Raw genomic sequence first — 24,549 nt, forward strand, 5'->3', positions numbered from 1 at the left:
CCGGATGTAGGCTTGGTGGAGCCCAAGGAGTGTGTCTAATCATGAACGCTGGCTCATCCGTCGGCCGTCAGACGCGGCAGAAGAACGCCATCTGGAGGGTTCTTCAGACCCAGAACGACTTCGTCTCAGCCAAGGAGCTGCACAGGCTTCTTCGGGATTCGGGCCAGCGAATCGGCTTGGCCACGGTCTATCGTCAGCTGGGCTCCCTGCATATGTCCGGCAGCCTGGACTGCATTGAGCATGGAGGTATCCGCCTCTACCGAGTCTGCCTGGCTCAGCGGAGGCACCACCATCATCTAGTCTGTGAACGCTGTGGCAGGACCGTCGAAATTAGCCCGCCCGATGATGGCTGGCTGAAGGCTGTGGCGGCTGAACATGGCTTTACAGTCTCCTCGCACACCTTGGAGGTCTACGGGCTGTGCAGCAGCTGTCGGGACCACTCTGGTCAGGTGGATGTCAGTGATCCTCCCGGCCCTTGGGCATGATGGTCTTGATGGCATCCCAGGCCTGCGAAGCCTTGAGATTGGGCAGGTAGGCCTGGACTACGGCCAGTCCGATCTGGGCCAGCTGGGCCGGGTCGGGGTAGCAGATATAGACCGGGTGTTCGCTGGGCTGGAACTTCTTCTTGAAGAAGAAGAGCGAGCGGAAGCCATAGGCTGGCTCCATCAGATCGGCCACCAGATGCAGGGCATGTTGCAGGAAGGCAGTCCGATCTTCGCCTTGATCATCCCCATCGTCTTCACTGCTGTCCATGCCGGCCAGGGGAGCGGCTGAGAGGCTCATGAATTCCGCTGTGCCCTGGTCGCGCAGTCGCTCGGCCATCCGCGCTATCAGGAACTCCATGATCCCATTGGGACTGTCGGTCCTGTGCCGCATGAAGTCCAGGGTCCATCCAATTACCTGGCCCTGGCGGTAGGTGGGCATCCAGCTGGTCACGGCCAACACCTTGCCTTGGTCGTCCACGGCGTAGAGGATGGCCATGCGCGGGTCCCTCAGCTCATCCAGGCCGCCCAGGGTGAACTTCATCTCGGGCAGGGCCTTGAGCTCGGCCCACTGCTCGGAGATGTCCACGATCTGCGACTGGACATCCCATGAGGCATCGTTGAATGTGGTCAACACGTCGGTGATCTTGTCGCGTTTGGCCTTGTTGATGGCTGTGCGAATGTCCTGCCACTTCTTGCCCTTGGTCTGCCAAAGACTGGGGGTGACCACCATCTCCGAGCCGACTGTCAGGGTGGACCAGCCACGAGAGGCAAGTAGATCGCGCTGAGGCTTGTGGACGCTGTAGAAGACCGGTGACCAGGAGTGGGCGTTGCAGAAACGGGTGAATTCGTCCAGGTCGTCTGCATACTCGTCAGGGTCGCCGAATGGACCAGTGGTGGTCAGGGCTATGCCGTGCAGGAGCCGGTAGGCAATGGCTGAGCGGCCGCTGTCAGAGAACCAGTAGCTGTTGCCCTCCCAGGTGGTCATGAAGGACATGCTCTCGCCCCCGTACTCGACCAGCAGATCGGCCTCCTGGCGCTCGCTGCCGTTCTGGATGACCGAGCTGCGCATCCAGGAGAGCAGAACCAGCAGGACCACCAGCCAGAAGATCAGTCCAACCCCGTGGCTGACGATGATCCCGGTGGGTGTGCGCGGTGTCAGGGCTGGGCGGAAGCGTGAGGCCACTCCATTGGGCAGGTAGAGTTCGGGCAGCTGGGAGAGTGCCCTGCCGGTGGTGGGCCAGGGGTGGAAGGATCCAGGGCTTGCGGCAGTGAAGGCCAGATAACCCATGGCCGTGGCCAGGAAGGCCAGGACAATGGCTGCCCAGCCCACCTGTAGACGCGAGGTCTTGGTTCGCACTAGGAAGATGCGCAGGTTGCGTGCCAGGAACCAGTTGAGAATCAGCGGCGGCAGGGTGATGATCAGCAGGGAGGGCAGGGCACCGTGGTGGATGACCCGCGACAGGCCATCGCCGATGGTCAGGGGGAAGACCAGGAAATAGAGCACGGCCAGGACGATGGTCAGGGTGTTGAGGACCAGACTCGTGACAGCGGCAACCCGGCGGCCATGGTAGATACCCCAAGCCACCACCAGCAGTACCAGGGTGGGCATGATCAGGGACGAGACGCCGGTGGGTGCTCGGCCGGCGACCAGACCATACTGGGCATAGCAGCTGGCCTGGTTGTTCTCGGCCAGGCATCGTGACAGGGCAGCGCTACCGCCGGGGTCCGAACCCAGGAACATGCCCAGCGGGGTGAAGAATCCCGCACGGATCCTGGAGGAGACGGTGACTAGGGGGCCAAGAGCCAGAACCGTGGAAATGGCTCCCAGTAGGTGGCGGGTTTCATAGGAGCCGCTATGGCCGTGCGGGTTGGCGTCCTGGACCGGTCCGTGCCAGAGGTGGCCGGTCAAGTGGCCGATCAGTGCTGCCGCCAGGGCGCAATAGTAGCCGGGGTTACCGGTATACAGCACTATCAATATCAAGGCCGTGTAGCCTATGGTGGCGATCCTGCGCCGCCAGAGGAAGTCGCTGAAGGGGATGGAGGCCATCAGGGATCCGACCACCAGGATGATGGGGCTGAGCGTCATGGGCACTCGGATGAACCAGCCCCAGTGGTCCTGGAGGGCATTGATCAGGGTGCAGATGATCAGCCCGACAGCCGCGCCGCCTATGGCGCTGATGACCGCCGCCAACACGGTGCGCCTGCGGCCCAGCCGGGTCTCGGCGATGCACAGCATGACCAGGACCAGGGCCACATCTATGACCAGTTGCAAGGGGCCAGGAGTGATGACCAAGGATACCAGCAGCCGTGCGAACTGAACCAGTAACGAGGGACGACCTTGCCTGTGGACCGGATGAGGAACCTGGTGAATGATCAGGTCGGACAGCGGCATGCCCAGCCGTGTCCTGCCGGGGATGCGCAGCAGCCAGATCAGTAGCCAGCTAATCAGGTTGAGCAGGACCAGTGCAAGGCTGAAAGCCAGTGCAAGAGCGTGACGTCTGACCCACCGGGTCAGGTCCCGCAGAAGCACGGTCTTGGCCGAAGGCTCCATCAGTCCGGATCCCTTATGTGTTGTCTCCATGATTGCGGCGGCTCTTTCTGCTTATCGGTTTGGACGCTCTGACCTGTCGGCGGTTCAACCGATGTGTGTTTCGATAATGTTCGGAAAATCTTCAATTGGTCGGGACATAGGCCCTAGTCCCATGGCTTCGCCCACCCACTCCAGTCCGGGTTTCCAAGCGGTCTTGACGGTATGCCAGTCATGGCCCGACCCCTGGGTGATGACGGCCCGCACCTTCATGCCTGCCCGGTTGGCGGCCTTGGCAATGACCATCATGTTGTGCTGGGACTCCTTATCATTGGACCCGGCCGCGGTAAACAGAAGCTGGTGGGATGGTGCCCGCTCCAGCATGGCCCTGGCCGGTACCTGGGCCAGGAAGCGCTTCCTGTCGCCGTCGAAGTAGTCGCGGATCATCTGCTCCTGCCGACCCTGGGTCGGTTCCAGCTCTCCGTCTGCTGGGAGCATGTTGCCGTAGACCTTGGGATGCCGTGCCCCAAGCTGTGTGGAACAGGTCCCGCCCTGGGAGAATCCGCCAATGGCCCATTGCTGGGGTTGGTTGGCGACGGGCAGTTCAGCGCGGATCCAGGCGGGAACATCACTGCTCAGGTAGGTTTCGGCCTTCCCATACACGGGTGAGTCCACGCAAAGACTGTTGTGAGAGGATGAACCGTTCTGGTCGGGGGAGACCACCACTGGTGCCAGGCCGTCGTGCTGGGCGGCGTAGGCATCCATCATGGCTGGAATGGCTCCGGCAGTGAAGAGGCGGTCGGGGCTTCCGGGCTGACCGGCCAGAAGAACGAACACAGGCAGCGCGGGCGGTTTGTCGCTCAAGGCGGCGGGCGGCAGGTAGATATCAGCTGGCCGTGCTGCGAATCGGGAGCGGCTGTTGGGGATGCGCATGCTATAGGAGCGGCCGACGCTGGGGTGCGAGGGCAGCTCGCCCCGTGAGGCCATGGATCGCCACTGGGCTACGCTCATGGCCGGTCTGGCTGCCTTATGGTCGCTGTAGTCGGGGTAGAGGGAGACGCTGAACAGGGACCCCAGAGTGGTGAACTCCCCGTAGATGATATCCACACGAAGCCCGGTGGACAGCAGACAGAGCAGGACGGTCAGGGCGGCCAGAATCCGTCGCCAGCCACGTGCAGTGATCAGGATGCAGACAGCAAACCCCACTGCGAGAAATCCCAAGGCCACGCTGATGATGACCATCCAGCCCAGGGAGACGCCGAAGAGCATAAAGACGTCGGAGACCAGCCAGGTGGCCAACAGTCCCAAGGCTCCTATGCCTAGGGCAATGGCCACTTGACGCAGCAGAGTCCGCCAGCGTCCGTGCGTCAGTCCGGTCAGTGCCAGCACGATCAGGGCCAGGGCTGTCAGCGAAAATATTGACGCAGGTAGCCACCCCTGGGTCAGATGAACCCTTGCCAGCCATGCACCCATGCCATTCCTTCCAACCAAAATACATCCGCAGTTCAGTATAGGGAGTGTCCGGTCGCACGGCTGCCATTTGAACAGTCATTCATTCTCGCATTCTCGCCAAGGCCGCCTCTACAGTTCCGGTCATGGGTTCGTCTATGGTAGATTTATTGATAATCAATCTCAGTAACGGTCGGTGGACCTGGCGGCAGGTCCGTCCCGTGCCGTCGCCAGAAAGGAACTCCCTATTCATGCAAGCCAGCAGCCTATGCCTCCGCCGGACTCGTACCTTGGTCGCCGCCCTTCTGGTCGGACTGACCCTGCTGACCTGTCTGGCAGGTTGCGGAAAGAGCGAATCGTCCTCGTCGTCCAAAGGACCCGGCCCTCTGCAGGTGGTGGCCAGCATCAACCAATGGCAGTCCCTGGTCGTGGATCTGGGTGGCGACCAGGCCCGTGTGGATACCATTCTGAGCAACACCTCGACTGACGCCCATGACTATGAGCCGACAACGGCTGACATCGCCCGAATCAGTCGTGCAGACCTGGTCATCGTCAACGGGGCCGGCATCGACGACTGGGCTGCCAAGGCCGCGGAAACAGGGCAGGCCAAGCTGGTGGACGTATCCAAGGCATCAGGGCGCAAGACCGGCGACAACCCCCATCTCTGGTTCTCCTCCCAGGACAGGAGGGCAGCAGCCAAGGCCGTGCATGAGGCATACCGGCAGCTGCGCCCAGGCCGTGATGCCGATTTTGATAAGGCCTACCAGGACTGGCAAGAGCGACAGGCCCGGCTGGACAATCTGATTGCCGATACGCGCAAACAGACCCAGGGACGGCACTACGCGGCCACGGAATCGGCAGCCTACTATCTTTGCCATGATCTGGGCATGGAGGATCTGACCCCAGAGGGGTACCTGCGGGCGGCCGCCAACGAGAGCGAGCCCTCGCCTGAAGACCTGGTGGCCTTCCGTCATCTGCTGGCATCCGGACGCTTGGACGTGTTGGTCCTTAACACCCAAGAAGTCAATCGAACCTCCAAGGAGCTGGCTGCTGAGGCTCACAAGTCGCATGTTCCGGTCTTCGAGGTCAGCGAGCAGCGCCCCGATAAGTACCGGAACCTGGAGGATTGGATCAGCGCCCTGGTCCAACAGGTGCCGGGGGCCAAGGCCTGATGATTCCATTGGTTCTCTTTGTTCGCTAAAGGGTGTTTTCATGGGGCTTGTCGTCCTTGATGGGAACAATGGCACAGGTATCGGTAAAGGCCCAGTGGGCCTAGTCGCCAAAGTCAGGAGTATGCGGTGAAGGATCGTAAGCGTCAGCCCGGCCGGTGGACATCCTGGATGCAGAACATGACCGGACGTCTTCAGGTACGCGGGTGGGTCTACCTGCTTGCCTTCATCCTGGTTGACTTCCTGTCAGTGGGCATCCTGCAGTGGGGGGTCTCCCTGAACAGCTCCCGCGTAGAGCTGTCCAACCCGCTGATCGGCTTCTGGGGCTTCATCTCGGCCATGTGGACCCAGCGCCGGTTTGTCCTGGTGCTCAACATGCTGGCTGTGGGTCTGGTCTACCTGGCGCTGGCCTACCTGACCAATCGCTTCTGGGCAGCATCAGGCCTGATTCTGGCCATCTGCGCGGTCATTGCGATCATCGAGCGCTTCAAGGTGCGCGCCCGCTACGAGGCCATCCTGCCCTCGGATCTGGATTTCCTCCATGCTGATGCGGCCAACCTGGTCTCCTTCCTGCCGGCCCGGTCCCTGATCATGATCGGGCTGGGTGTCGTGGCCCTGATCGTCCTCGGCTTGCTCTGCTGGGTGGTGACACGGATGGATGCCCGTCGCGGTCGTCCGGTAGCCACCGGCAACAAGCCCCTGGGCGCGGGACTCCGTACGGCGGGTGTTCTGGTGCCGGTTCTGGTGGTGGCGGTGTTCATGTCCACTGTGGGCACCTACGGCAGTCCCGCCTACCGTTTCTCACAGTTCATGGGCGACAAACCCTCCATGTGGGACTCGGTCTATGACGCCCAGCGCAACGGCGTTTTTGTATCTTTCTCCCGGCAGCTGCGACCCAAGGTCATGGACCAGCCCGCAGGATACAGCCGCGCCACCATGCAGTCTCTGGCCCACCGTTACCAGCTTTCGGCGGACCGCATCAATCATGACCGCAAGTCCTATATGAATGAGTCGAGCCTGGTCTACATTCTCTCCGAGTCGTTCTCGGATCCCACACGGGTGCCGGGCGTCGCGCTCAACCAGGACCCCATGCCTCATATCAGATCCATCAAGGAGGGGACCACCAGCGGGCTCATGCTCTCCTCCGGTTATGGCGGGGGAACGGCCAATCTGGAGTTCCAGGCCATGACCGGCCTGTCCATGGCCAACTTCGATCCCTCGCTGACCTCCCCCTATCAGCAGGTTATCCCTCACCTGAACTGGATACCCACGGTCAATCAGGCTTGGGGGACGCCATCCAGATCCCTGGCCTTCCATCCTTATGAATCCTCCATGTATTCCAGGGCCGAGAACTACAAGAAGTTCGGCTTCTCGCACTTCTACTCACTGACAGGCCCTGACCAGATAGCCCACCAGGACCGCATCGACCGCAGTCAGTATGTGGGGGATCGCTCCGCCTACGAATCCGCCTTGGAGCAGATGGGCGACGACAGGGGCAACCAGTTCGTCGAGGTCATCACCATGCAGAATCACATGCCCTACAACGACTGGTATGACAACAACGGCTTCTCGGTCAGTTCATCCGACCCCAACAGGCCCTTGGGCGACGATGAGATGCAATCCATACGTACCTACGCCAAGGGGGTCAGCCTGAGCGATCAGGCTACCGCCGATTTTCTGAACAGCCTGGACTCCCAGAGCAAGCCGGTCACCGTGGTCTTTTACGGGGATCACCTGCCTGGCATCTATGGCACGGCGAGCTGGGACGAGCGCAACTCTTTGGCCCTGCATCTGACCGATTACTTTATCTGGTCTAACAAAGCTTCGAATGCTTCGGGAACGCAGGTAAGCAACAGTGCCTATTCCTCGCCCAACTTCTTCCAGGCCCAGGCGGCCGAGCACATGGATGCCAAGGTCTCGCCCTTTACGGCCTTTCTAACCGAGCTACATGACAAGATCAGCGCTATCGAGCCTCCGGTGGCCAACCAGATCCAGGACTGGAACAGAATACCGGCAGGGCAGACCAACTATCTGAATGCCCAGGGCCAGCCCATGAATGCCCGAGACTTCGACAAGGCCACCCGACAGCTCCTGAACGACTACAAGCTGATCCAGTACGACATCATGGCCGGCAAGCACTACCTGCAGGGGACTGGCTTCAACACCACGCCTACCCGCCGCTCGGATGCCGCCCGGCAGAAGGCCGAAATGGAGCGTCAGGCCAAGGAAGAGGCCAAGAAGCAAGCCCGCCTCGAGGAGAAAACCCAGGATAAGGACAGCGAGAGCACGACCAGCTCAGCTAATTAGGCCTCCAGACCGCGGTGGCCGATGTCGTGCCGATAGAAGAGGCCCGGCATCGACAATCCGTCCAGCCGGTCATATACACGGTGGGCTGCCTGAGCCAGGTCGTCGCCTCGGGCCACCACCAGTGCGGTCCTTCCGGAGGAGGACGTCAGACCAGTTGAGGCTGAGCCGGACACTCCGGCATAGTAGGCTCTGAGGTCCTGCTCCGGGGCGATCAAGGGTACGGGCACGCCGGTCTTGGGATTGCCGGGATAGCCCTGGGCTGCCAGGACCACCCCCAAACGGCTGTGGGATTCGTCCCAGGTGAATTGTGGCTCTCCGCCCTCCATCAACGCACGGACGGCTGTGCCCAGGTCGCTGGTCAGGGCGGGCAGCACCACCTCGGTCTCCGGGTCGCCCAGTCGCGCATTGAATTCGACGACCTGAGGGCCTTTGTCAGTGACCATCAATCCCGCGTAGAGGACACCGGTGAAGGGACTGCCTTCCTGGGCCAGGGCCCGGACGGTGGGGGCCACGATGGTGTCCAAGGCCTTTTGGGTCAGTTCTGGACCGAACTGCGGCAGAGGGGAGTAAGCCCCCATGCCGCCGGTGTTGGGACCCCGATCCCCGTCATAGGCGGGCTTGTGGTCTTGTGACAGGGGCATGGGCCAGAACTGCTCGCCCCTGACGAAACACATGAGCGAGCACTCCTGACCCACCAGCTGATCCTCGATGACCACCTGGGCTCCAGCCTGTCCGAACTTATGATCGATGAAGATGTCATCCAGGGCCTGTATGGCCTGGTCAAGGTCGGCGGCCACCGTCACACCCTTGCCGGCTGCCAGCCCATCAGCTTTAATGACGACCGGGGCGCCGTGCGAGTGCACATAGGACTTGGCACTGTCCAAGTCATGAAAGACCGCATAGTCAGCGGTAGGAATCCCATGCCTGCGCATCAGGTCCTTGGCAAAGCCCTTGGATCCCTCGATGCGGGCCGCAGCCCTGGTAGGTCCAAAGGCTGGAATGCCGGCAGCCTGCAGTTCGTCGACCAATCCAGCCGTCAAAGGAGCCTCGGGTCCGACGAAGACCCAGTCGATTCCAAGCTCGCGTATTGCAGCGATCAGTTTTTCCGGCTGCGAGGAATCCTCCTGCAGCAGGCTGATGCCGTCCGGCTCCATACCCGGGTTGCCCGGGGCGCACCAGACCCGATCCACTCCTGGTCCGGACAGCAGGGTGGTGGCGATAACGTGCTCTCTGGCTCCCGACCCGATGACCAGTACCTTGTCCGCCATGATGGGCTCCTCTCGCTATTACTGACGACCGTTGTCGTTAAGGATGACCTGCTGGCCGTTTTGAGCATCTGTCACCTGTCCGATCAGAGCGTAGGGTTCCTGCTCCTCATCCAGGACTGCACGGGCCTGGTCCAGCTGGTCAGGAGAAACCACCAGAACCATCCCAATGCCCATGTTGAAGATGTTGTACATCTCCAAATGGTCGACCCTGCCCATCTCTTCGATCATGGTGAAGATGGGCGGCACCTTCCAGGCATTCAGGTTGAAGATGGCGGCCAGTCCCTCGGGCAGGATTCGCGGTACCTTCTCCACAAAGCCACCGCCAGTGATGTGTGCTGCGCCCCTGAGCAGGCCCGAGGCGAAGAGCGGACGTAGGGCCTTGACATAGATACGGGTGGGGGTCAGCAGTTCCTCTCCCAGAGTCCGTCCATCAAGCTGGTAGGGCCGATCCTCCAGCTTCATGCCCCCCTGATCCAGCAGGACCTGACGGATCAGGGAGAAACCGTTGGAGTGGACACCCGAGGAGGGCAGACCGATCAGCTGGTCGCCTTCCTTGATGGCCGAACCGTCCACCAGGGACTCCCGTTCGACCACACCCACGGTGAATCCGGCCAGATCGTATTCGTCGGGCTGGTACATGTCGGGCATCTCGGCGGTCTCCCCGCCTACCAGGGCAGCCCCAGCCTGAACGCAGCCGTCGGCCACGCCCTTGACCACCTGCTCCAGCAGAGCCGGGTCGTTGTGCCCGCAGGCGATGTAGTCCAGAAAGATCAGCGGCTCGGCCCCCTGGGCGATGATGTCATTGACACACATGGCCACGCAGTCCTGACCGATGGTGTCATGACGGCCGGCTTCCCGGGCCACCATCAGTTTGGTGCCCACGCCGTCAGTGCCTGAAACCAGGACTGGGTGGCGGTAATTGAGCGCAGACAGGTCGAAGTCGCCGCCGAAGCCGCCGATATCGCCGGCACCCGGCCTACGCGTTCTGGCCGTGTGGGAGCGGATCCTGTCGATCAGTTCGTATCCGGCCTCTACCGATACCCCAGCCTGCTCATATGCCTTCGGCATGGCTGCCCCTTTCTATACCCTGTCTGTTCTGTTCTTCGCTAGTGCTCAATGGATTGGTCGGCTCCCTGTCTCGAGCCTGCAGGCATGTCAAGCCCGTAGGATCCCTTGGAAGCTTCCAGCCGGGCCCGGTCCTCTGGGGTCAGCGAGGCCAGGAAGCCCTGCTCATAGTCGTCAAGCCGCGTTGGGTAGTCTCCGTTGAAGTAGGCCACGCAGAGCCCTTGATAGGGCGCATCACGGCCCAGGCCGATGGATTCCACCAGACCGTCCAGACTCAGATAGGCCAGGGAATCGGCTCCAATGGCTTCTCTGATCTGCTCCACGGACTTCTTGGCGGCGATCAGCTCGGAGGTCCGTTGGATGTCGATGCCGTAGTAGCAGGGGTAGCGCAGGGGCGGGGAGGCGATGCGCATGTGCACCTCGCTGGCCCCGGCCTCCCGGAGCAGGCGGACGATTCTGCGCGAAGTGGTGCCTCGGACGATGGAATCGTCGATGACCACCACCCGTTTGCCGGCTACAACGCCGCGTACAGCCGCCAGTTTCATCCTGACGCCCTGCTCGCGCATGGCCTGGCTGGGCTGGATGAAGGTGCGTGCCACATATTGGTTCTTGATCAGCCCCATCTCGTTAGGCAGCCCGGCCGCCTCGGCATATCCTGAGGCGGCGGACAGGGAGGAGTTGGGCACTCCGATGACCATGTCGGCATCCACCGGAGCTTCGCGGGCCAGTCTGGCCCCCATTCGCTTGCGTGCCGAATGGACGTTGATCCCATAAATATTGGAGTCGGGCCTGGCGAAGTAGATGAACTCCATGGAGCAGATGGACAGGCAGGTCTGATCGGTATAGCGCTCGATGCTGTAGCCCGAGTCGTCCACCCGGACGATCTCGCCGGGGCCGATGTCCCGCACCAGCGTGGCGCCGACCAGGTCCAGGGCGCAGGTCTCAGAGGCCAGGACATAGGCCCCTCCTGGCAGCTGGCCCAGGGAGAGGGGGCGGAAGCCGTTGGGATCCATAGCTCCGATCATGGCATCTTCGGTCATGAGCAGGTAGGCGAAGCCGCCATGGACCTGGCGCAGGGCCTGCTTGAGCGCCGCCATGAAGTCCTTTTCAGGGCTGCGCCGGATCAGGTGCATGAGCACCTCGGTGTCTGAGTTGGAGTGGAAGATGGCCCCCTGATCCTCCAGCTGCGCCTTGAGGCTGTTGCAGTTGGTCAGATTACCGTTGTGGGCCAGGGCTATGTCCCCGTCATGGAAGCGGAAGACGAAGGGCTGGATGTTCTCGATGGACCCTGAGCCGGTCGTGGCGTAGCGGACATGGCCAACGGCCCGGTTCCCGGTCAGCGGTGTCAGGCTGGATTCGTCAGGAAAGACCTGAGTCAGCAGACCCAGACCTCGCCGCCCGATCAGGTGCCCTTGGTCGTTGGAAACGATGCCGGCACCCTCCTGGCCGCGGTGCTGCAGGGCGTGCAGGCCGAAGTAGGTCAGCCGGGCGGCGTCGGGGTGGCCCCAGACCCCGAAGATCCCGCATTCCTCGTGGATGCCTTCAAGCTCCAACGACATGGTCTACGTCCTTTCCCCTAGGCGGCAAAGTAGTCCACTCCCGACTGGAAGAGCGGCTGTGTATGTTTTCCGGGCACGTTGAGATACAGGTCGGGGCCGCTGCGCTCCGTGTGGCCCATTTTGCCCAATACCCGGCCGTCCGGGCTGGTGATGGCCTCGACGGCCATGTCGGATCCATTGGGGTTGACCAGTGGATCCATGGAGGGACGGCCCTGCTCGTCCACGTACTGGGCGGCCACCTGTCCTCGGTCGATCAGGGTGCGCAGGAGGCCGGGCTCGGCCACGAACCGCCCTTCCCCGTGGCTGATGGGCATGGTGTGTATCTCACCCACCCGGCAGGCGCTCAGCCAGGGGGAGCGTGTGGAGCTGATCCGGGTGTGGACCAGACGGCTCTGATGGCGGCCGATGGCGTTGACGGCCAGGGTGGGATCCTCGGGCGAGCCGGTGACGATTTTGCCGTAGGGAACCAGGCCCAGCTTGATCAGCGCCTGGAAGCCGTTGCAGACACCCAGAACCAGCCCGTCCCGGTCCTGCAACAGTTCCTGGAGGGCATCGGCAACCTGGTTCGAACGCAGGAAGGATGCCACCAGTTTGGCCGAACCATCGGGCTCATCGCCGCCGGAGAAGCCTCCGGGCAGCATCAGTATCTGGCTACTGTGGATGGCCTGGGCCAGACGACGGGAGCTCTCGGTCACGTCCTCGGCATTCAGATTGCGGATGACCACGGTATCCACCTGGGCTCCAGCGTCCCGGAAGGCCCGGGCGGAGTCGAACTCACAGTTGGTTCCCGGGAAGACGGGCATGACCACCCTGGGGTGTGCGGTCTTGGAAGTCCCCTTGGATCTGCGCGCAGCAGGCCTGCCGGACTCGCGGTCGGTGCGGCCAATGGTCGGCACCGGGTCGCCATGGCCTCGGTATGGGAAGATTGATTCCAGACCCCTGGCACGGATCTCCTCGAGTTCGGCCAGGTCCAGATCCTCGCTGCCGCAGCGCAGGCGGTAATCCTCACGGGTGTGCCCCAGAAGGTGCAGATGCAGACCGGAATCCTGAATAAATAGGGGCTCCGGACCAGAGGCCTCCAGGATGAAGCTTCCATAGGCGGGACGGAAGAGCGCCGATATAGCAGTGTTTGCTGCCATATCCAGCCCGATCTTGTTGCCCAGGCACATCTCCATCAGGGATTGGGCCATGCATCCGTAGCCTGGAGTGGCAGCCGCATCCACCAGGCCCTGGCTGATCAGCGTCTCCACCTGGTCCATAACGGTCCGCAGGCTCTCCGGATCGGGCAGCAATCCGTCCTCCTGGTAATCGGGCGCCAAGAGATAGACCTGGCGGTCCGCTGCCTTGAATTCGGGGGAGATAGCATCCTTGGCCTGTCCCAGGGCCACAACGAAGCTGATCAGGGTGGGCGGCACATCTAGGTCCTCGAAGCTGCCGGACATGGAGTCCTTGCCACCTATGGCACCCACGGAAAGATCCAGCTGAGCCTGGAGGGCTCCCAGGACGCCGGCCACCGGCAGACCCCAACGCCGGGGGTCGTCGCCGGGCTTGGGATAGTACTCCTGCAGGCTCAGGTGGGCCCGGGAACGGCTGAAGCCAGAGGCGACCAGCTTGGCCAGGCTCTCGACCACGGCCAGGTAGGCTCCGGTGTAAGGGTCCTGGCTGCTGATCCAGGGGTTGAATCCCCAGGCCATGGCCGAGGCGGTGGTGGTGTGCCCATCCACGGGCAGCTTGGCCACCATGGCCTGGGCCGGTGTCAGCTGTCGGGCTCCACCGAAGGGCATGAGGATGGTGCCTGCACCGATGGTGGAGTCGAACTGCTCAGCCAGACCCTGCTGGGAGCAGACATTGATGTCCGCAAGCAGGGCTCTCATGCGTGCATCCAGGCTGCCTTGGACCTCGAATGGGGCATGGTAGGGAGCGGGAACCGCCACCTGGGCATCGGCCTTGTGAGGGGCGCCGTTGGAGGACAGGAAGGAGCGGGGGATATCCACGATGGTGTCTGACCGCCAGGTCATCCGCAGCCGGGGTTCTTTGGTGACCTCGGCGATGACGGTGGCTTCAAGGTCCTCTTGCCGGGCGTAGTCGATGAAGGCGGGCGCATCTTCGGCAGCCAGGGCCACGGCCATGCGCTCTTGGCTCTCGGAAATGGCGATTTCAGTCCCGTCCAGCCCCTGGTACTTGAGCGGCACCCGATCCAGGTTCACGTTCAGTCCGTCCGCCAGCTCGCCTACGGCCACGGCAACGCCGCCGGCTCCGAAGTCGTTGCAACGCTCAATCAGCCTGGCTGCCTCCGGGCGACGGAAGAGGCGCTGGAGCTTGCGCTCCTCAGGGGCATCGCCCTTCTGCACCTCGGCCCCGCAGCGTTCCAGACTTTCTTCGTTCTGGGACTTGGAGGCTCCGGTCGCGCCGCCGATTCCATCGCGGCCGGTTCTTCCGCCCACCAGGATGATCAGATCGCCGGGTGCGGGCCGACGGCGGATCACATGGTCGGCCGGGGTGGCGGCCACTACAGCGCCCACTTCCATCCGCTTGGCCGCATAGCCGGGGTGGTAGATCTCCCGAACCTGCCCAGTGGCCAGCCCGATCTGGTTGCCATAGGAGGAGTAGCCATCGGCTGCCTGACGGACGATACGGCTCTCGGGTAGCTTGCCCGGCAGGGTCTGATCCAGGGGCTGGCGGGGATCCGCTGCCCCGCTGACCCTCATGGCCTGGTAGACGTAGCCCCTTCCGGACAGGGGATCACGGATGGCTCCGCCGATGCAGGTGGCGGCACCACCGAAGGGCTCGATCTCGGTGGGATGGTTATGCGTTTCATTTTTGAACAGAAAGAGCCAGTCTTGATCCTGGCCGTCCACGTCGACCTTGGTTCGGATAGTGCAGGCGTTGACCTCTTCGGACTGGTCCATGTCGTTCAGGATGCCGCGCTTCTGCAGGTACTTGGCTCCGATGGTGCCCATGTCCATCAGACATTCCGGCCGGTCCTGACGGCCCAACTCTGCGCGAATGGCCCGGTAATGCTCCAGCGTGGCGCGAGCCCGGGGGTTGTCCGCCTCGATCCGCTCCAGCCTGGTGTTGAAGGTGGTGTGCCGGCAGTGGTCGGACCAGTAGGTGTCGATCACCTTGAGCTCGGTCAGGGTGGGGTCGCGCTTCTCCTGACGGTAGTGGTCCCGGCAGAAGCGGATATCCGGCAGATCCATGGCCAGGTCCAGCTTGTCAATCAGCGCTTCAAGTTCAGGATCGTCCAGATCGCGGAACCCGTCCAATACAGGCACTGGATCCGGATTGTCATCAGGCATGGCCAGGGTCTTGGGCTGCTCCAGCCCTACCACCCGTGAGTCCACCGGGTTGACCAGGTAATTGCGGATGGCTTCAATCTGCCCGGCATTCAGGTCGCCCTGGAGCAGGTAAACAGTAGCTGTGGCCACCAAGGGTCGGGCGCCCTGGCCTACCAACTGGACACATTGGGCTGCGGAGTCGGCTCGCTGATCGAACTGACCCGGCAGAGGGGCCACGGCGAAGAGCATGGGGGAGTCCAGTGGCGGCAGGTCCCCGTCGCCCTTCATGCGCAGGGCTTCCTCCAGTCGGGTGACCACCAGATCGGTCTGGGGCTGGGCAAAGACCGTGGGCAGGCAACGTTTGAAGAGGTCTTCGTCGATGCCTTCCAGATCGTAGCGGTTGAACATGCGCAGGCCGGTCAGCCCTTGCACGCCCGGCAGGGTGCGAAGCTGTTCGGCAAGCCTCTCGGCGGCCTGGTCGAAGCCCCGTTTTTTCTCGGTATAGACACGGAAGAGCACGATGGATCCTTTCGTGATGGATTGGTTAGGGACCTATGAAAAACCCGGAGGCGATAAGCTCGCTTCCGGGTCGATCGATTCAGCCGTTCGATTGGCTTTCGCGCTCCTCCAATTCGGTCAGCCCATCCAAAATGGTTTGATAAGCAGGAATGATGCTGCCCAGGTCCCTGCGGAAGATGTCCTTGTCCAGGTGGGTGACCTGGCCGTTCTGATTATTGCCGATTGCCCAGAGCCGACAGGTGTCGGGGGTGATCTCGTCGCCGAGAAGGATGATGCCCGATTCGGTCTTGCCCATTTCGATCTTGAAATCCACCAGCTCTACGTTGATGGCGTGGAAGATGTCGGTCAGCGCCCCGTTGATCTCCCTGGTCTTTGCGGCGACGATGTCCAGGTCCTGCTCGGTGGCCAGCCCCAGGGCCAGAATGTCATCCCGGTTGATAAATGGATCATCCAGGGGATCGGACTTGTAGAAGAACTCCAGCACCGGCTGCTTCAAGGCGGTGCCTTCCGCAACCCCGTACCGCTGGGCGAAAGAGCCTGCGGCCCGGTTGCGCATGACGACCTCCAAGGGGAACATGTCCAGCCGGCGATTGAGTTGTTCGGTATCCGAGATGCTGCGTACGAAGTGGCTGGGGATGCCCCGGCGTGCCAGCAGGGAGAATATCACCGTGGTGATCCTGTTGTTCAGTCTGGCTTTGCCTTCGATATTGGCCTTCTTGGCTCCGTTCCCCGCCGTGGCCTGATCGGTGTACTCAACCCAGAGCACATTCGGATCATCCGTTTCGTACAGTTTTTTGGCCTTGCCTTGATAGCGCATCCCCAACTTTTCCACGGTTCGCCTTCCTCGAGTTTGTTGCGAATTGGAAACATCTGCACTTCTTGGGACATGACCACCATAGCAAGCCCGAGTTACATCTCCGAGCCCACCTGAGGTTTCAGATCGCCGGCCACGGCTTCGGCCCGTTCTTGGGCAGTCTGCAGGTCAGGACCCTGGGCCAGGGCCACGCCCATGCGGCGCAGACCAAGCACTTCTGGTTTGGAGAAGATGCGCAGATCGGTGCCTGGATGGTCCAGGGCCTGCGGCAGACCTTGGAAACTGACAGGTCCCTGGCCCCTGACCAGGATGGGTCGGCTGACCGCGTAGGCGCCCTCCTGCAGACTCAGAGCCAGATCCTCCTGATGGACGGGAATGCCCAGGATGGCCCGGGCGTGAAGGTCGAACTCGGTCAGGCGTTGGGAGATCATAGTCACCATGCCGGTGTCATGGGGGCGCGGGGCCACCTCGTTGAAGAGCAGCGAGCCATCGCGCAGAACGAAAATCTCCACTCCGTAGACCCCCCACCCGGTCTCCCCGCTTTGACATGCCAGGGAGGTCATGGCATGAACCAGCCTGGTGGCCATGCTCCGGGCCTGCTGCAAGATGTCAGGATTCAGCTCCGCCGGTTGCCAGGAGAGCCGGTAGTCGCCGTTCTCCTGCCGCTGGCCGATGGGCGTGCAGGTGGCCACGCCGGCGGAGGAAGCCACGGTCAGAACGGTCAGCTCATGCGCTAGGGGGGCCAGAGCCTCCACAATGATCTCGGCCTCGCCCTGATGCCTGATGGCTGCCCGGCCCTGGGTCAGTGCCAAATTCCAGGCTTGAGACAAACCTTCCCTGCTTCGCACCAGGGTCTGTCCGTGTCCGGAGGAGCTCATCAGAGGTTTGACCATGCAGGGGTAGCCCACCTGGTCCGCCGCCCTGGCCAGCTCTTCGAGGGAGCTGGCGAACTGATAGGGGGTAGTGGGCAGACCTACCTGCTCGTGGGCGAAGACGCGCAGGGCCCTGCGGTCCATGCACATGGCCGCCAGGGGTGCGGCAGGCACTACCTGGATGCCACGGGCTGCGGCGCCGGCCAGACGGTCAGTGGCGATGGCCTCGACTTCTGGCACGATCAGATCGGGCTTGACCATTTCGATCAGGTCCTCAAGAGCCTGGGGGTCACTCATCCTCACCTGGTAGCCGACATGGGCCACCTGGGTGGCCGGTGCGCCAGGGTAGGAGTCCGCCGCACCTACCCAGGCCCCCAGTCGCATCAGGCTCATGGCGATCTCGCGGCCGAGTTCGCCGGCCCCTAGGAGAAGGACTCGTGTGGATCTTGGCCCCAGAGGAGAGCCGAACGACCGCTTCCCTGGATCGATAGTGTTGATAATCCGCTGCTGACCGGATGCGCGCATACTCATATTCTGTCACCGACTATCGATACATGCCTATAAACGACATCTATAGAGGCCTTCTTGTCCACTGGCCGCCGGGACGATTACCATGTCAGGCAGTCGACCAGGGAAGGCGGGAACGTGAGCGAGCGGATACCGGCTGTGCGGATGGAGCACCTGACCAAGACCTATCACAGCGACGACGACGAAGACAAGACGGCACTGGCCGACATCGATCTGACTGTCGAGACTGGAGATATTTTTGGCATCATCGGACTGAGCGGGGCTGGCAAGTCCACCCTGGTCCGCTGCATCAACGGGCTGGAGGATTATGACTCGGGCAGCGTCAAGGTCCGGGGTCGCGAGGTCAAGTATCTGGCTCCGGCCGAGCTCAGGGACTTGAGGCGTCGTACGGGCATGATCTTCCAGCACTTCAACCTGATGCCATCCAGGACGGTGGCCGATAATGTGGGCCTTCCTCTGCGGGGGAGCAGCCGCGACCGTGCATCTCGACGGGCCCGGGTGTCCGAGCTTCTGGAATTGGTAGGGCTGACTGAGTTGGCCGACCACTATCCCGCAGAACTCTCCGGTGGCCAGCAGCAGCGCGTGGCCATCGCCCGAGCACTGGCCAACGAGCCGGATATCCTGCTCAGCGATGAGGCCACCAGCGCACTGGATCCGACCACCACGCGCTCCATTCTTCAGCTGCTCCGTGATCTGCACGACCAGCTGGGCATCACCGTGGTCATGATCACCCACGAGATGTCGGTTATCCGGCAGATCTGCAACCGGGTGGCAGTCATCGATCAGGGCGTCATTGTGGAGCAGGGCCGGGTCTTCGACGTCTTTGCAGATCCCAAGGCCCAGCTGACCAAGTCTTTCGTGGCCACCACATCCAACCTGGAAAAGGTCAAGGATCTGATGGCCGCCGATTCGCCCCTGGTGGCCCTGGAGCCTGGGCAGATCCTCATGCGCATGTCCTATGTCTCCAAGGAGGTCTCCGAGGCTTTGGTCTCCACCATCAGCCGTCGCTACAACCTGGACGTCAACATCATCTTCGGCGACATCGATGTGGTGGAGGGAGCACCCCTGGGGGGTCTGGTGGTCAGGATGGGCGGCGAACCGGAAAATATCCGTCGGGCCATGGGATACCTGCGCTCGCGCAACATCGGAATCGAGGTCCTCAAATCATGACGTCCCTGCTCACCACCTGGTTCCCCAACGTCATGAGCCGATTGCCTGAGTTCTTCAGCAGCATGGTTCAGACCTTGGTCATGGTCGGCGTCTCAGGGGTGATCTCCTTCCTGCTGGCTCTGGTCATCGGGGTGGGGCTGATCATCAGCCGACGTGATGGCATCCGTCACAACGGCCTGGTGTTCACCATTCTGGACAAGCTGATTGACCTCTTCCGCTCCATTCCCTTCATTATTCTGGCGGCCGCCCTGGTGCCGGTGACCAGAATGCTCATAGGTACGGCCATCGGGCCTAAAGGGGCAATTTTCCCGCTGGTCGTGGGCATCACGCCTTTCTTCTCCCGGCAGATCGAGTCGGCCCTGGCCGGTTTGGACCCTGGGTATGTCGAGGCGGCGGAGTCCATGGGCATGACCACCTGGCAGATCATCTGGCACGTCTACCTGCGTGAGGGCATCCCCTCCATCATCCGGGTGACCACCATTACCATCGTCAGCCTGGTGGGCGAGACCGCCACCGTGGGCATTGTGGGCGGTGGCGGGTTGGGCGACTTCGCCATCCGTCTGGGCTACCAGCGGTCCATGAACGACGTGACCATCGCCACCATCATTGTGCTGGTCATCTTCATCGCCCTGATCGAACTGTTCGGCCGGCTTCTGGCCGAGGTCGTCGAACACTGAGCAACCCGGGAAAGGTCAGATTATTGTGGTCGGTCGTAATCGCGTCGGCAAAAAGAACCGAGCCAAGGTCCAGCTGGCGGCGCTCAGCCTGGTCATCGTCCTCCTGCTGGCGCTAGTGGTCGGTACCGATGTCCGTCTGAACCAGGTGGGTGCCGATGTCAAGGTCGTCAAGGTCGGCGTCATTGGCAGTTCGGACGATCAGATTTGGAAGGCTGTCCAGGCAGAGCTGGATCGGCGGGGCGAACGCATCAGGATCGAGCTCAAGCCTTTCCAGGACGCCATCTATGTCAACCAGGCCACAGCCAACCGCGAGGTGGACTTCAACGCCGCCCAGCATTACGCCTACCTGGAGGACGATGTGAAAACCAACCACTACCAGCTGGCTGTGCTTGGCAATACCTACATCTCGCCCATGAACCTCTACTCGCAGCGCTATGCCAAGCCTTCGCAGTTCCAAGACGGCGACCGGGTGGCCATTCCCAACAACGCCACCAATATGGGCCGGGCCTTGAAGGTCCTGGCCGACGCCAAGCTGATCGGTCTGCGCGACCCCAAGGCCACCAACCCGTTGCCCGAGGACGTAGTGGACAACCCCAAGCATCTGCGCATCGAGCAGGTGGATCCGGCTGGCATCCTCAACCTGCTGCCCGACTATGCGGGCGGGGTCACCAACGCCAACTTCGTGGTCGATGCAGGTCGCAGTGTGCATGATGCCATCCACGAGGTTCCCTACGACCTCCAGAACCCGGCCAACAAGCCTTACGTTAACATCATCGTCACCACCAAGGATCAGCGGAATAACCCCACCTACGCCGCAGTGGTGCGAGCCTACCATTCCAAGCCCGTGGCCGACACCATCGTCCATGTCTACAAGGGGGCCTGCCTGCCGGCTTTCAAGGTTTCCTGATGCGATAGGTTCAACAAATGAAGGAGGATGGATATGAGCACCAGAAGAACCAGGGCCAAGCGAGAGCTGGCAGCTGTCTCGGTCGTCATCCTGGTGGTCGCCGTCCTGATGGGAGTGGCCTATGTCAGGGTCAACCAGCCCGATCGCGGCCAGCGGGAGATCAGCATCGGTCTGGTGGGCGATGCTGATGAGGAGATCTGGAAGGCCGTTCAGCACCAACTGGACCAGCGCCGGGCCGGCATAAAAATCAAGCTCCGCTCCTTCCAATATGGGCGTTACGCCAATCAGGCACTGTCCAACGGGGAGATTGACCTGAATGCCTTCCAGCACTATGCCTTTCTGGAGCAGGAGTCCAAGCAGCACGGGTACCGGTTCGCAGCCATTGGCGACACCTACATCTCACCCCTCAACCTCTACTCAAAGAAGTACCGGAGCGTTGACCAGATAGGCTATGGTGACCGTTTGGCAATACCCAGCGATCCTATCGACTTGGGCCGCTCCCTGAAGGTGCTTGCCAGCGCCGGGCTGATCGGTCTGCGAGACCCCAAGGCCACCACGCCGGTTCCCGAAGATATCGTAGACAACCCGCGCGGGCTGGTCCTGGATCAGGTCGATCCACCGGGGATCGTCAAGGTCCTGCCCGACTATGCGGCGGGAATCACCAACACCAATTTCATCCTGGATGCTGGCATGAAGATCCAGGATGCCATCTACCAGGTGCCCGGCGATCTCAAATCGCCAGCCAATCATCCCTATGTCAACATCATCGTGGCCAGACAGGCTGACAAAAATGACCCCGACTACAAAGCTCTGGTCTCCGCCTACCATAGTCGCTATGTGGCTGATGCCATCAACCGCTACTACCGTGGGGCGGCCGTCCCGGCCTTCTCCTACTAATAGTGGGTGCAATCGGGTGGTCGCCCTGTCCTGGTCCGACCCAAGTCTGCAACAGTTGAACAGCGGAGGGAACGTTGATGAGGGATCATGATCGCCTGACGCTGGCCCTGGTCCTGGATTCCTTCGGCAACAGGGGCAATGGGACCTCCAACTCCGCCATCCAATACGCCCAGGGTCTGGAAGCGCTGGGGCACCAGGTCCGTCTGGTGGGGGTAGGCTCGACCGACTATCCGGCGCGGGTGCATCGAATTCCTCTAGTCTCTCATGTGGCGGCCAGACAGCAGATGAGCTTCGCTCGTGCTGATCCGGAACTTTTCCGAAGGGCCTTTGCCGGTGTGGATCTGGTCCATATTTACGAACCCTTCGCCTTCGGCCGTGCCGCCCTGGCACAGGCCAGGTTCATGGGCATACCGGTGACTGCCGGGTTTCACATTCAGCCTGAGAACATCACCTATTCAGCTGGTCCATTGCGCTACCTGCCCGGGGTGGATGCGGCCATCTACCGGCTCTTTCGATTCTGGCTCTACGATCACGTCAGGCACATCCACGTTCCTACCCAGCTGACGGCTGACCTCTTGCGCTCGCATGGGTACAAGGCCCACCTGCATGTCATATCCAACGGCTACCAGCCCAGGTTCAACCCCGGTGACCGATATGAGCGGGGCCGATACGAGCGGCAGCGACCCGACCGGCTGATCCAAGTCATGGCCTCTGGCAGGCTGGCCCGGGAAAAGGACCATCTGACTCTGATCCGTGCTCTGGCCCTGTGCAGGAACAGACGCAGAATCAGCCTGACCATAGCTGGCACAGGTCCCATGGAGCGCCGTCTGAAGGCGGAGGCCGCCAGGCAGCTGAACGGCACGCAGGTCTCGATTGGATTCCATCACAACACGACCATGCCTGATCTGCTCAGACAGGCCGATCTACTGGTCCATCCCTCCATCGCGGACCTGGAATCGGTCAGCGTCCTAGAGGGGATGGCCTGCGGCGCAGTCCCGGTAATAGCACAATCCGACCTGAGCGCCGCCGGCCATTTCGCTCTGGTTGAACACTCGCTCTTCCCGGTCGGCAAGGCCCAGGCACTGGCTGCGCAAGTTGACTGGTGGATAGACCATCCTGATGCACTTGCGGTCTGGTCCAGACGCTACGCCGAACATGCCAAAGAGCATTATTCCCTGGATGCTTCCGTCAGAGCCTTTGCCAAGATGGTCATGCAGGTCGCCAACAATCAAGAGCAGGACCAGGCATAGCCCGATCTGGCTTAGATCTCCTTCTTGGATATGATCAGAGCCGACCCGATGATGGCCACCAGGACCACGCCCACGGATACGCCGGCATAGATCCAAGCCTGATCTGCCTTCAGCGTATCCAGAACAATCTGTTGGCCGAACCCGACGAAGTCGAAGTATCGCAGCCATTTCCATTTCGCCGTCAACTCTATGAGGCCGATTAGCACGGGCCATATCACGATCACTACCGCTGGAATGACTATGGATTGGGTAAGGATCAACAGGACGATGCCCAGGCTGATGATGACGGAGATGCAGAAGCTGACCGATAGGGTCATGACGGCCACATCCTTGTACAAGATGCCCCAGCCGACTCCGGGCTTCCTTCCAAGGGCCAGTCCGGTCAGCAGGATGGCGATGAAGTAGCACAGGGTCATGAGGATGATGTCAATCAGGATGGTCGCGTACTTGCCTAAGATGAATTGCATGCGCGAGATGCCCGAGGTCAACGTGTTCTTCAGGGTGTGCTGGCTGTACTCCGAACCAATGACGATAACGAAGACTGCGATATAAAAGTAGATCAGGGACGTGGCGGAGGCGACACCAGCTTGCAGGCCTGTCCTGATGGTCCAGCTCTGGCCTTGGATTTCCGGAAGTTTATGAGCGTATTCTTCCCCGCCCGTGCTGATGCCCACAGTGGTCTTGCTCCAGGTGGTCCCGATGCCGAGGGCCACAGTGGCAATCAGCAGAAGCAGCATGCCGATGGAGTGTCGCTGCCTATAAAAGTCGGCCCTGATCTGGTTAATCATTGTTGCCTCCTCGACTCTTGAGGGTCCTTATTCAGCAGATCTGCGAAATATCCCTCCAACGATCCCTTCTGCTGGCTGATTTGATTGACCAGGATGCCTTTCTGAACCAGAAGACTGTTGATGGGGCCCGGTTCCAGATTCCCTTGCCTGATCAGAATCTGATGGTCGTCAAGGACTTGAAAGGGGCCGATTCCCTGGCGATCCATGATCGTGGCGGCTTTGGAGCTCTGGTCCACGTCGATCAACAGTCCATTCTGATTGATCCGGTCCAGTTCATCCTTGTCTACCTCCTTGATCAGGCGGCCGTGGCTGATGAACCCGAACCGGGAGGAGACCAGGTAGAGTTCGCTCAGAATGTGGCTGGAGATGAGAATGGTCGTCTGGCGCTCCTTATTGAGCTTTCCCAGAAGTGTCCTGAATTCGATGATTCCTGCCGGGTCCAGGCCGTTGATGGGCTCGTCCAGGATCAGGAAATCGGGCCGGGTGAGGATGGCCATGGCCAACCCCAGGCGCTGACGCTGACCAAGAGAGAGGTGAGCGGCCCGAGTTTTGGCCTTCTCGCCCAGACCAACGAAGTCGATGGCCTGGACGATGGCCTTGTCGTCGGCCAGCCCGTGCTGGATGGCTGTCAGTTTCATGTTCTGGCTGACGGTCAGTTTTTTGAAGGCGGCCGGAGCCTCAATGATCGAGCCTATTCTGCTCAGAATGCGCCTGTTCTTGCCGATTGTGCGCCCCATTAGCCTTATGGCTCCCCTCTGCATGGGGGAGGGTCAGGTTATCAGACGCATCAGGGTGGTTTTGCCAGCACCGTTCTCGCCGATCAACCCGTAGATCTCACCCCTGTTTATGGAAAGGCTGAGATCGCCTAGTGCCTGGAAGCTGCCGAACCGTTTGCTGACATGGCTAATATCCAGAATGGTATCGTCCATGGAGTGCCTTTTCCTGTGTCGCTATTAGAGAATCTAAAATGCCTTTCTTAAGTGCTTGGCAAAGAAATCATTAAGAATTACATAAATCCGA

17 protein-coding genes and 1 pseudogene are annotated in these 24,549 nt (G+C 61.4%); 8 read left to right on the forward strand and 10 right to left on the reverse strand.

Annotated features, from left to right (window positions below; genetic code table 11):
* Positions 1–41 precede the first annotated feature (41 nt).
* Entirely contained in the window at positions 42–485 is a 444-nt protein-coding gene (locus J3T92_RS02765; protein ID WP_267399609.1) for a Fur family transcriptional regulator, read from the forward strand.
* Here J3T92_RS02765 and J3T92_RS02770 read toward each other — a convergent pair.
* Both J3T92_RS02770 and J3T92_RS02775 read right to left on the reverse strand, forming a co-directional pair.
* Positions 457–3,066, reverse strand: coding sequence for a bifunctional lysylphosphatidylglycerol flippase/synthetase MprF (locus J3T92_RS02770; RefSeq protein WP_267399611.1), 2,610 nt, complete (start codon positions 3,064–3,066; stop codon positions 457–459). The two genes, J3T92_RS02765 and J3T92_RS02770, sit on opposite strands and share 29 nt — an antisense overlap.
* A gap of 54 nt (positions 3,067–3,120) precedes the next feature.
* Positions 3,121–4,485, reverse strand: a complete 1,365-nt coding sequence (locus J3T92_RS02775) for an alpha/beta hydrolase (protein WP_267399612.1) — start codon at positions 4,483–4,485, stop codon at positions 3,121–3,123.
* Positions 4,486–4,712: 227 nt separating this feature from the next.
* Between J3T92_RS02775 and J3T92_RS02780 the strand changes: the two genes are divergently transcribed.
* Both J3T92_RS02780 and J3T92_RS02785 read left to right on the forward strand, forming a co-directional pair.
* Positions 4,713–5,633, forward strand: a complete 921-nt coding sequence (locus tag J3T92_RS02780; RefSeq protein WP_267399613.1) for a metal ABC transporter solute-binding protein, Zn/Mn family — start codon at positions 4,713–4,715, stop codon at positions 5,631–5,633.
* 126 nt (positions 5,634–5,759) lie between these two features.
* Positions 5,760–7,937, forward strand: coding sequence for an LTA synthase family protein (locus J3T92_RS02785; protein WP_267399614.1), 2,178 nt, complete (start codon positions 5,760–5,762; stop codon positions 7,935–7,937).
* Here the strand turns inward: J3T92_RS02785 and purD are convergent.
* The 6 genes from purD to purT all read right to left on the reverse strand — a co-directional run bounded on the left by purD (position 7,934) and on the right by purT (position 17,843).
* Positions 7,934–9,205: a phosphoribosylamine--glycine ligase gene (gene purD, locus J3T92_RS02790; RefSeq protein ID WP_267399615.1), complete on the reverse strand. Its 1,272-nt coding sequence runs from the start codon at positions 9,203–9,205 to the stop codon at positions 7,934–7,936. The two genes, J3T92_RS02785 and purD, sit on opposite strands and share 4 nt — an antisense overlap.
* 18 nt (positions 9,206–9,223) lie before the next feature.
* Positions 9,224–10,273 (reverse strand): phosphoribosylformylglycinamidine cyclo-ligase, encoded by a 1,050-nt coding sequence (gene purM, locus J3T92_RS02795; protein WP_267399617.1) that lies wholly within the window; start codon positions 10,271–10,273, stop codon positions 9,224–9,226.
* A 38-nt stretch (positions 10,274–10,311) separates the two neighbouring features.
* Positions 10,312–11,829, reverse strand: coding sequence for an amidophosphoribosyltransferase (gene purF, locus J3T92_RS02800; RefSeq protein WP_267399619.1), 1,518 nt, complete (start codon positions 11,827–11,829; stop codon positions 10,312–10,314).
* A gap of 17 nt (positions 11,830–11,846) precedes the next feature.
* Positions 11,847–15,626: a phosphoribosylformylglycinamidine synthase gene (locus tag J3T92_RS02805; RefSeq protein ID WP_267399621.1), complete on the reverse strand. Its 3,780-nt coding sequence runs from the start codon at positions 15,624–15,626 to the stop codon at positions 11,847–11,849.
* Between the two features lie 79 nt (positions 15,627–15,705).
* Complete coding sequence (gene purC, locus J3T92_RS02810) at positions 15,706–16,458, reverse strand: phosphoribosylaminoimidazolesuccinocarboxamide synthase (protein ID WP_267399622.1); 753 nt, start codon at positions 16,456–16,458, stop codon at positions 15,706–15,708.
* 77 nt (positions 16,459–16,535) lie between these two features.
* Positions 16,536–17,843 carry a formate-dependent phosphoribosylglycinamide formyltransferase gene (gene purT, locus J3T92_RS02815; protein ID WP_416378890.1) on the reverse strand — a complete coding sequence of 436 codons (1,308 nt, stop codon included), beginning with the start codon at positions 17,841–17,843 and terminating at the stop codon, positions 16,536–16,538.
* 114 nt (positions 17,844–17,957) lie between these two features.
* Between purT and J3T92_RS02820 the strand changes: the two genes are divergently transcribed.
* From J3T92_RS02820 to J3T92_RS02840, 5 genes are all read left to right on the forward strand, one after another.
* Positions 17,958–19,010: a methionine ABC transporter ATP-binding protein gene (locus J3T92_RS02820; protein WP_220236109.1), complete on the forward strand. Its 1,053-nt coding sequence runs from the start codon at positions 17,958–17,960 to the stop codon at positions 19,008–19,010.
* Positions 19,007–19,687 carry a methionine ABC transporter permease gene (locus tag J3T92_RS02825; protein WP_267399624.1) on the forward strand — a complete coding sequence of 227 codons (681 nt, stop codon included), beginning with the start codon at positions 19,007–19,009 and terminating at the stop codon, positions 19,685–19,687. The genes J3T92_RS02820 and J3T92_RS02825 overlap by 4 nt, the downstream gene beginning before the upstream one ends.
* A gap of 25 nt (positions 19,688–19,712) precedes the next feature.
* Complete coding sequence (locus tag J3T92_RS02830; RefSeq protein ID WP_220236108.1) at positions 19,713–20,594, forward strand: MetQ/NlpA family ABC transporter substrate-binding protein; 882 nt, start codon at positions 19,713–19,715, stop codon at positions 20,592–20,594.
* Between the two features lie 33 nt (positions 20,595–20,627).
* Positions 20,628–21,491: a MetQ/NlpA family ABC transporter substrate-binding protein gene (locus tag J3T92_RS02835; protein WP_267399625.1), complete on the forward strand. Its 864-nt coding sequence runs from the start codon at positions 20,628–20,630 to the stop codon at positions 21,489–21,491.
* A gap of 77 nt (positions 21,492–21,568) precedes the next feature.
* Entirely contained in the window at positions 21,569–22,741 is a 1,173-nt protein-coding gene (locus J3T92_RS02840) for a glycosyltransferase (protein ID WP_267399626.1), read from the forward strand.
* Positions 22,742–22,752: 11 nt separating this feature from the next.
* On the opposite strand, the gene J3T92_RS02845 is transcribed toward J3T92_RS02840, so the two are convergent.
* Both J3T92_RS02845 and J3T92_RS02850 read right to left on the reverse strand, forming a co-directional pair.
* The gene (locus J3T92_RS02845; RefSeq protein WP_267399627.1) at positions 22,753–23,529 is read right to left on the reverse strand and encodes an ABC transporter permease; all 777 of its coding nucleotides are present in this window, start codon (positions 23,527–23,529) and stop codon (positions 22,753–22,755) included.
* Positions 23,526–24,458 (reverse strand): annotated as a pseudogene (locus J3T92_RS02850) (ABC transporter ATP-binding protein). The gene J3T92_RS02845 and the pseudogene J3T92_RS02850 overlap by 4 nt, the downstream one beginning before the upstream one ends.
* Positions 24,459–24,549: the final 91 nt, after the last annotated feature.

Source organism: Bifidobacterium sp. B4081 (assembly GCF_026537335.1).
GTDB lineage: Bacteria > Actinomycetota > Actinomycetes > Actinomycetales > Bifidobacteriaceae > Bombiscardovia.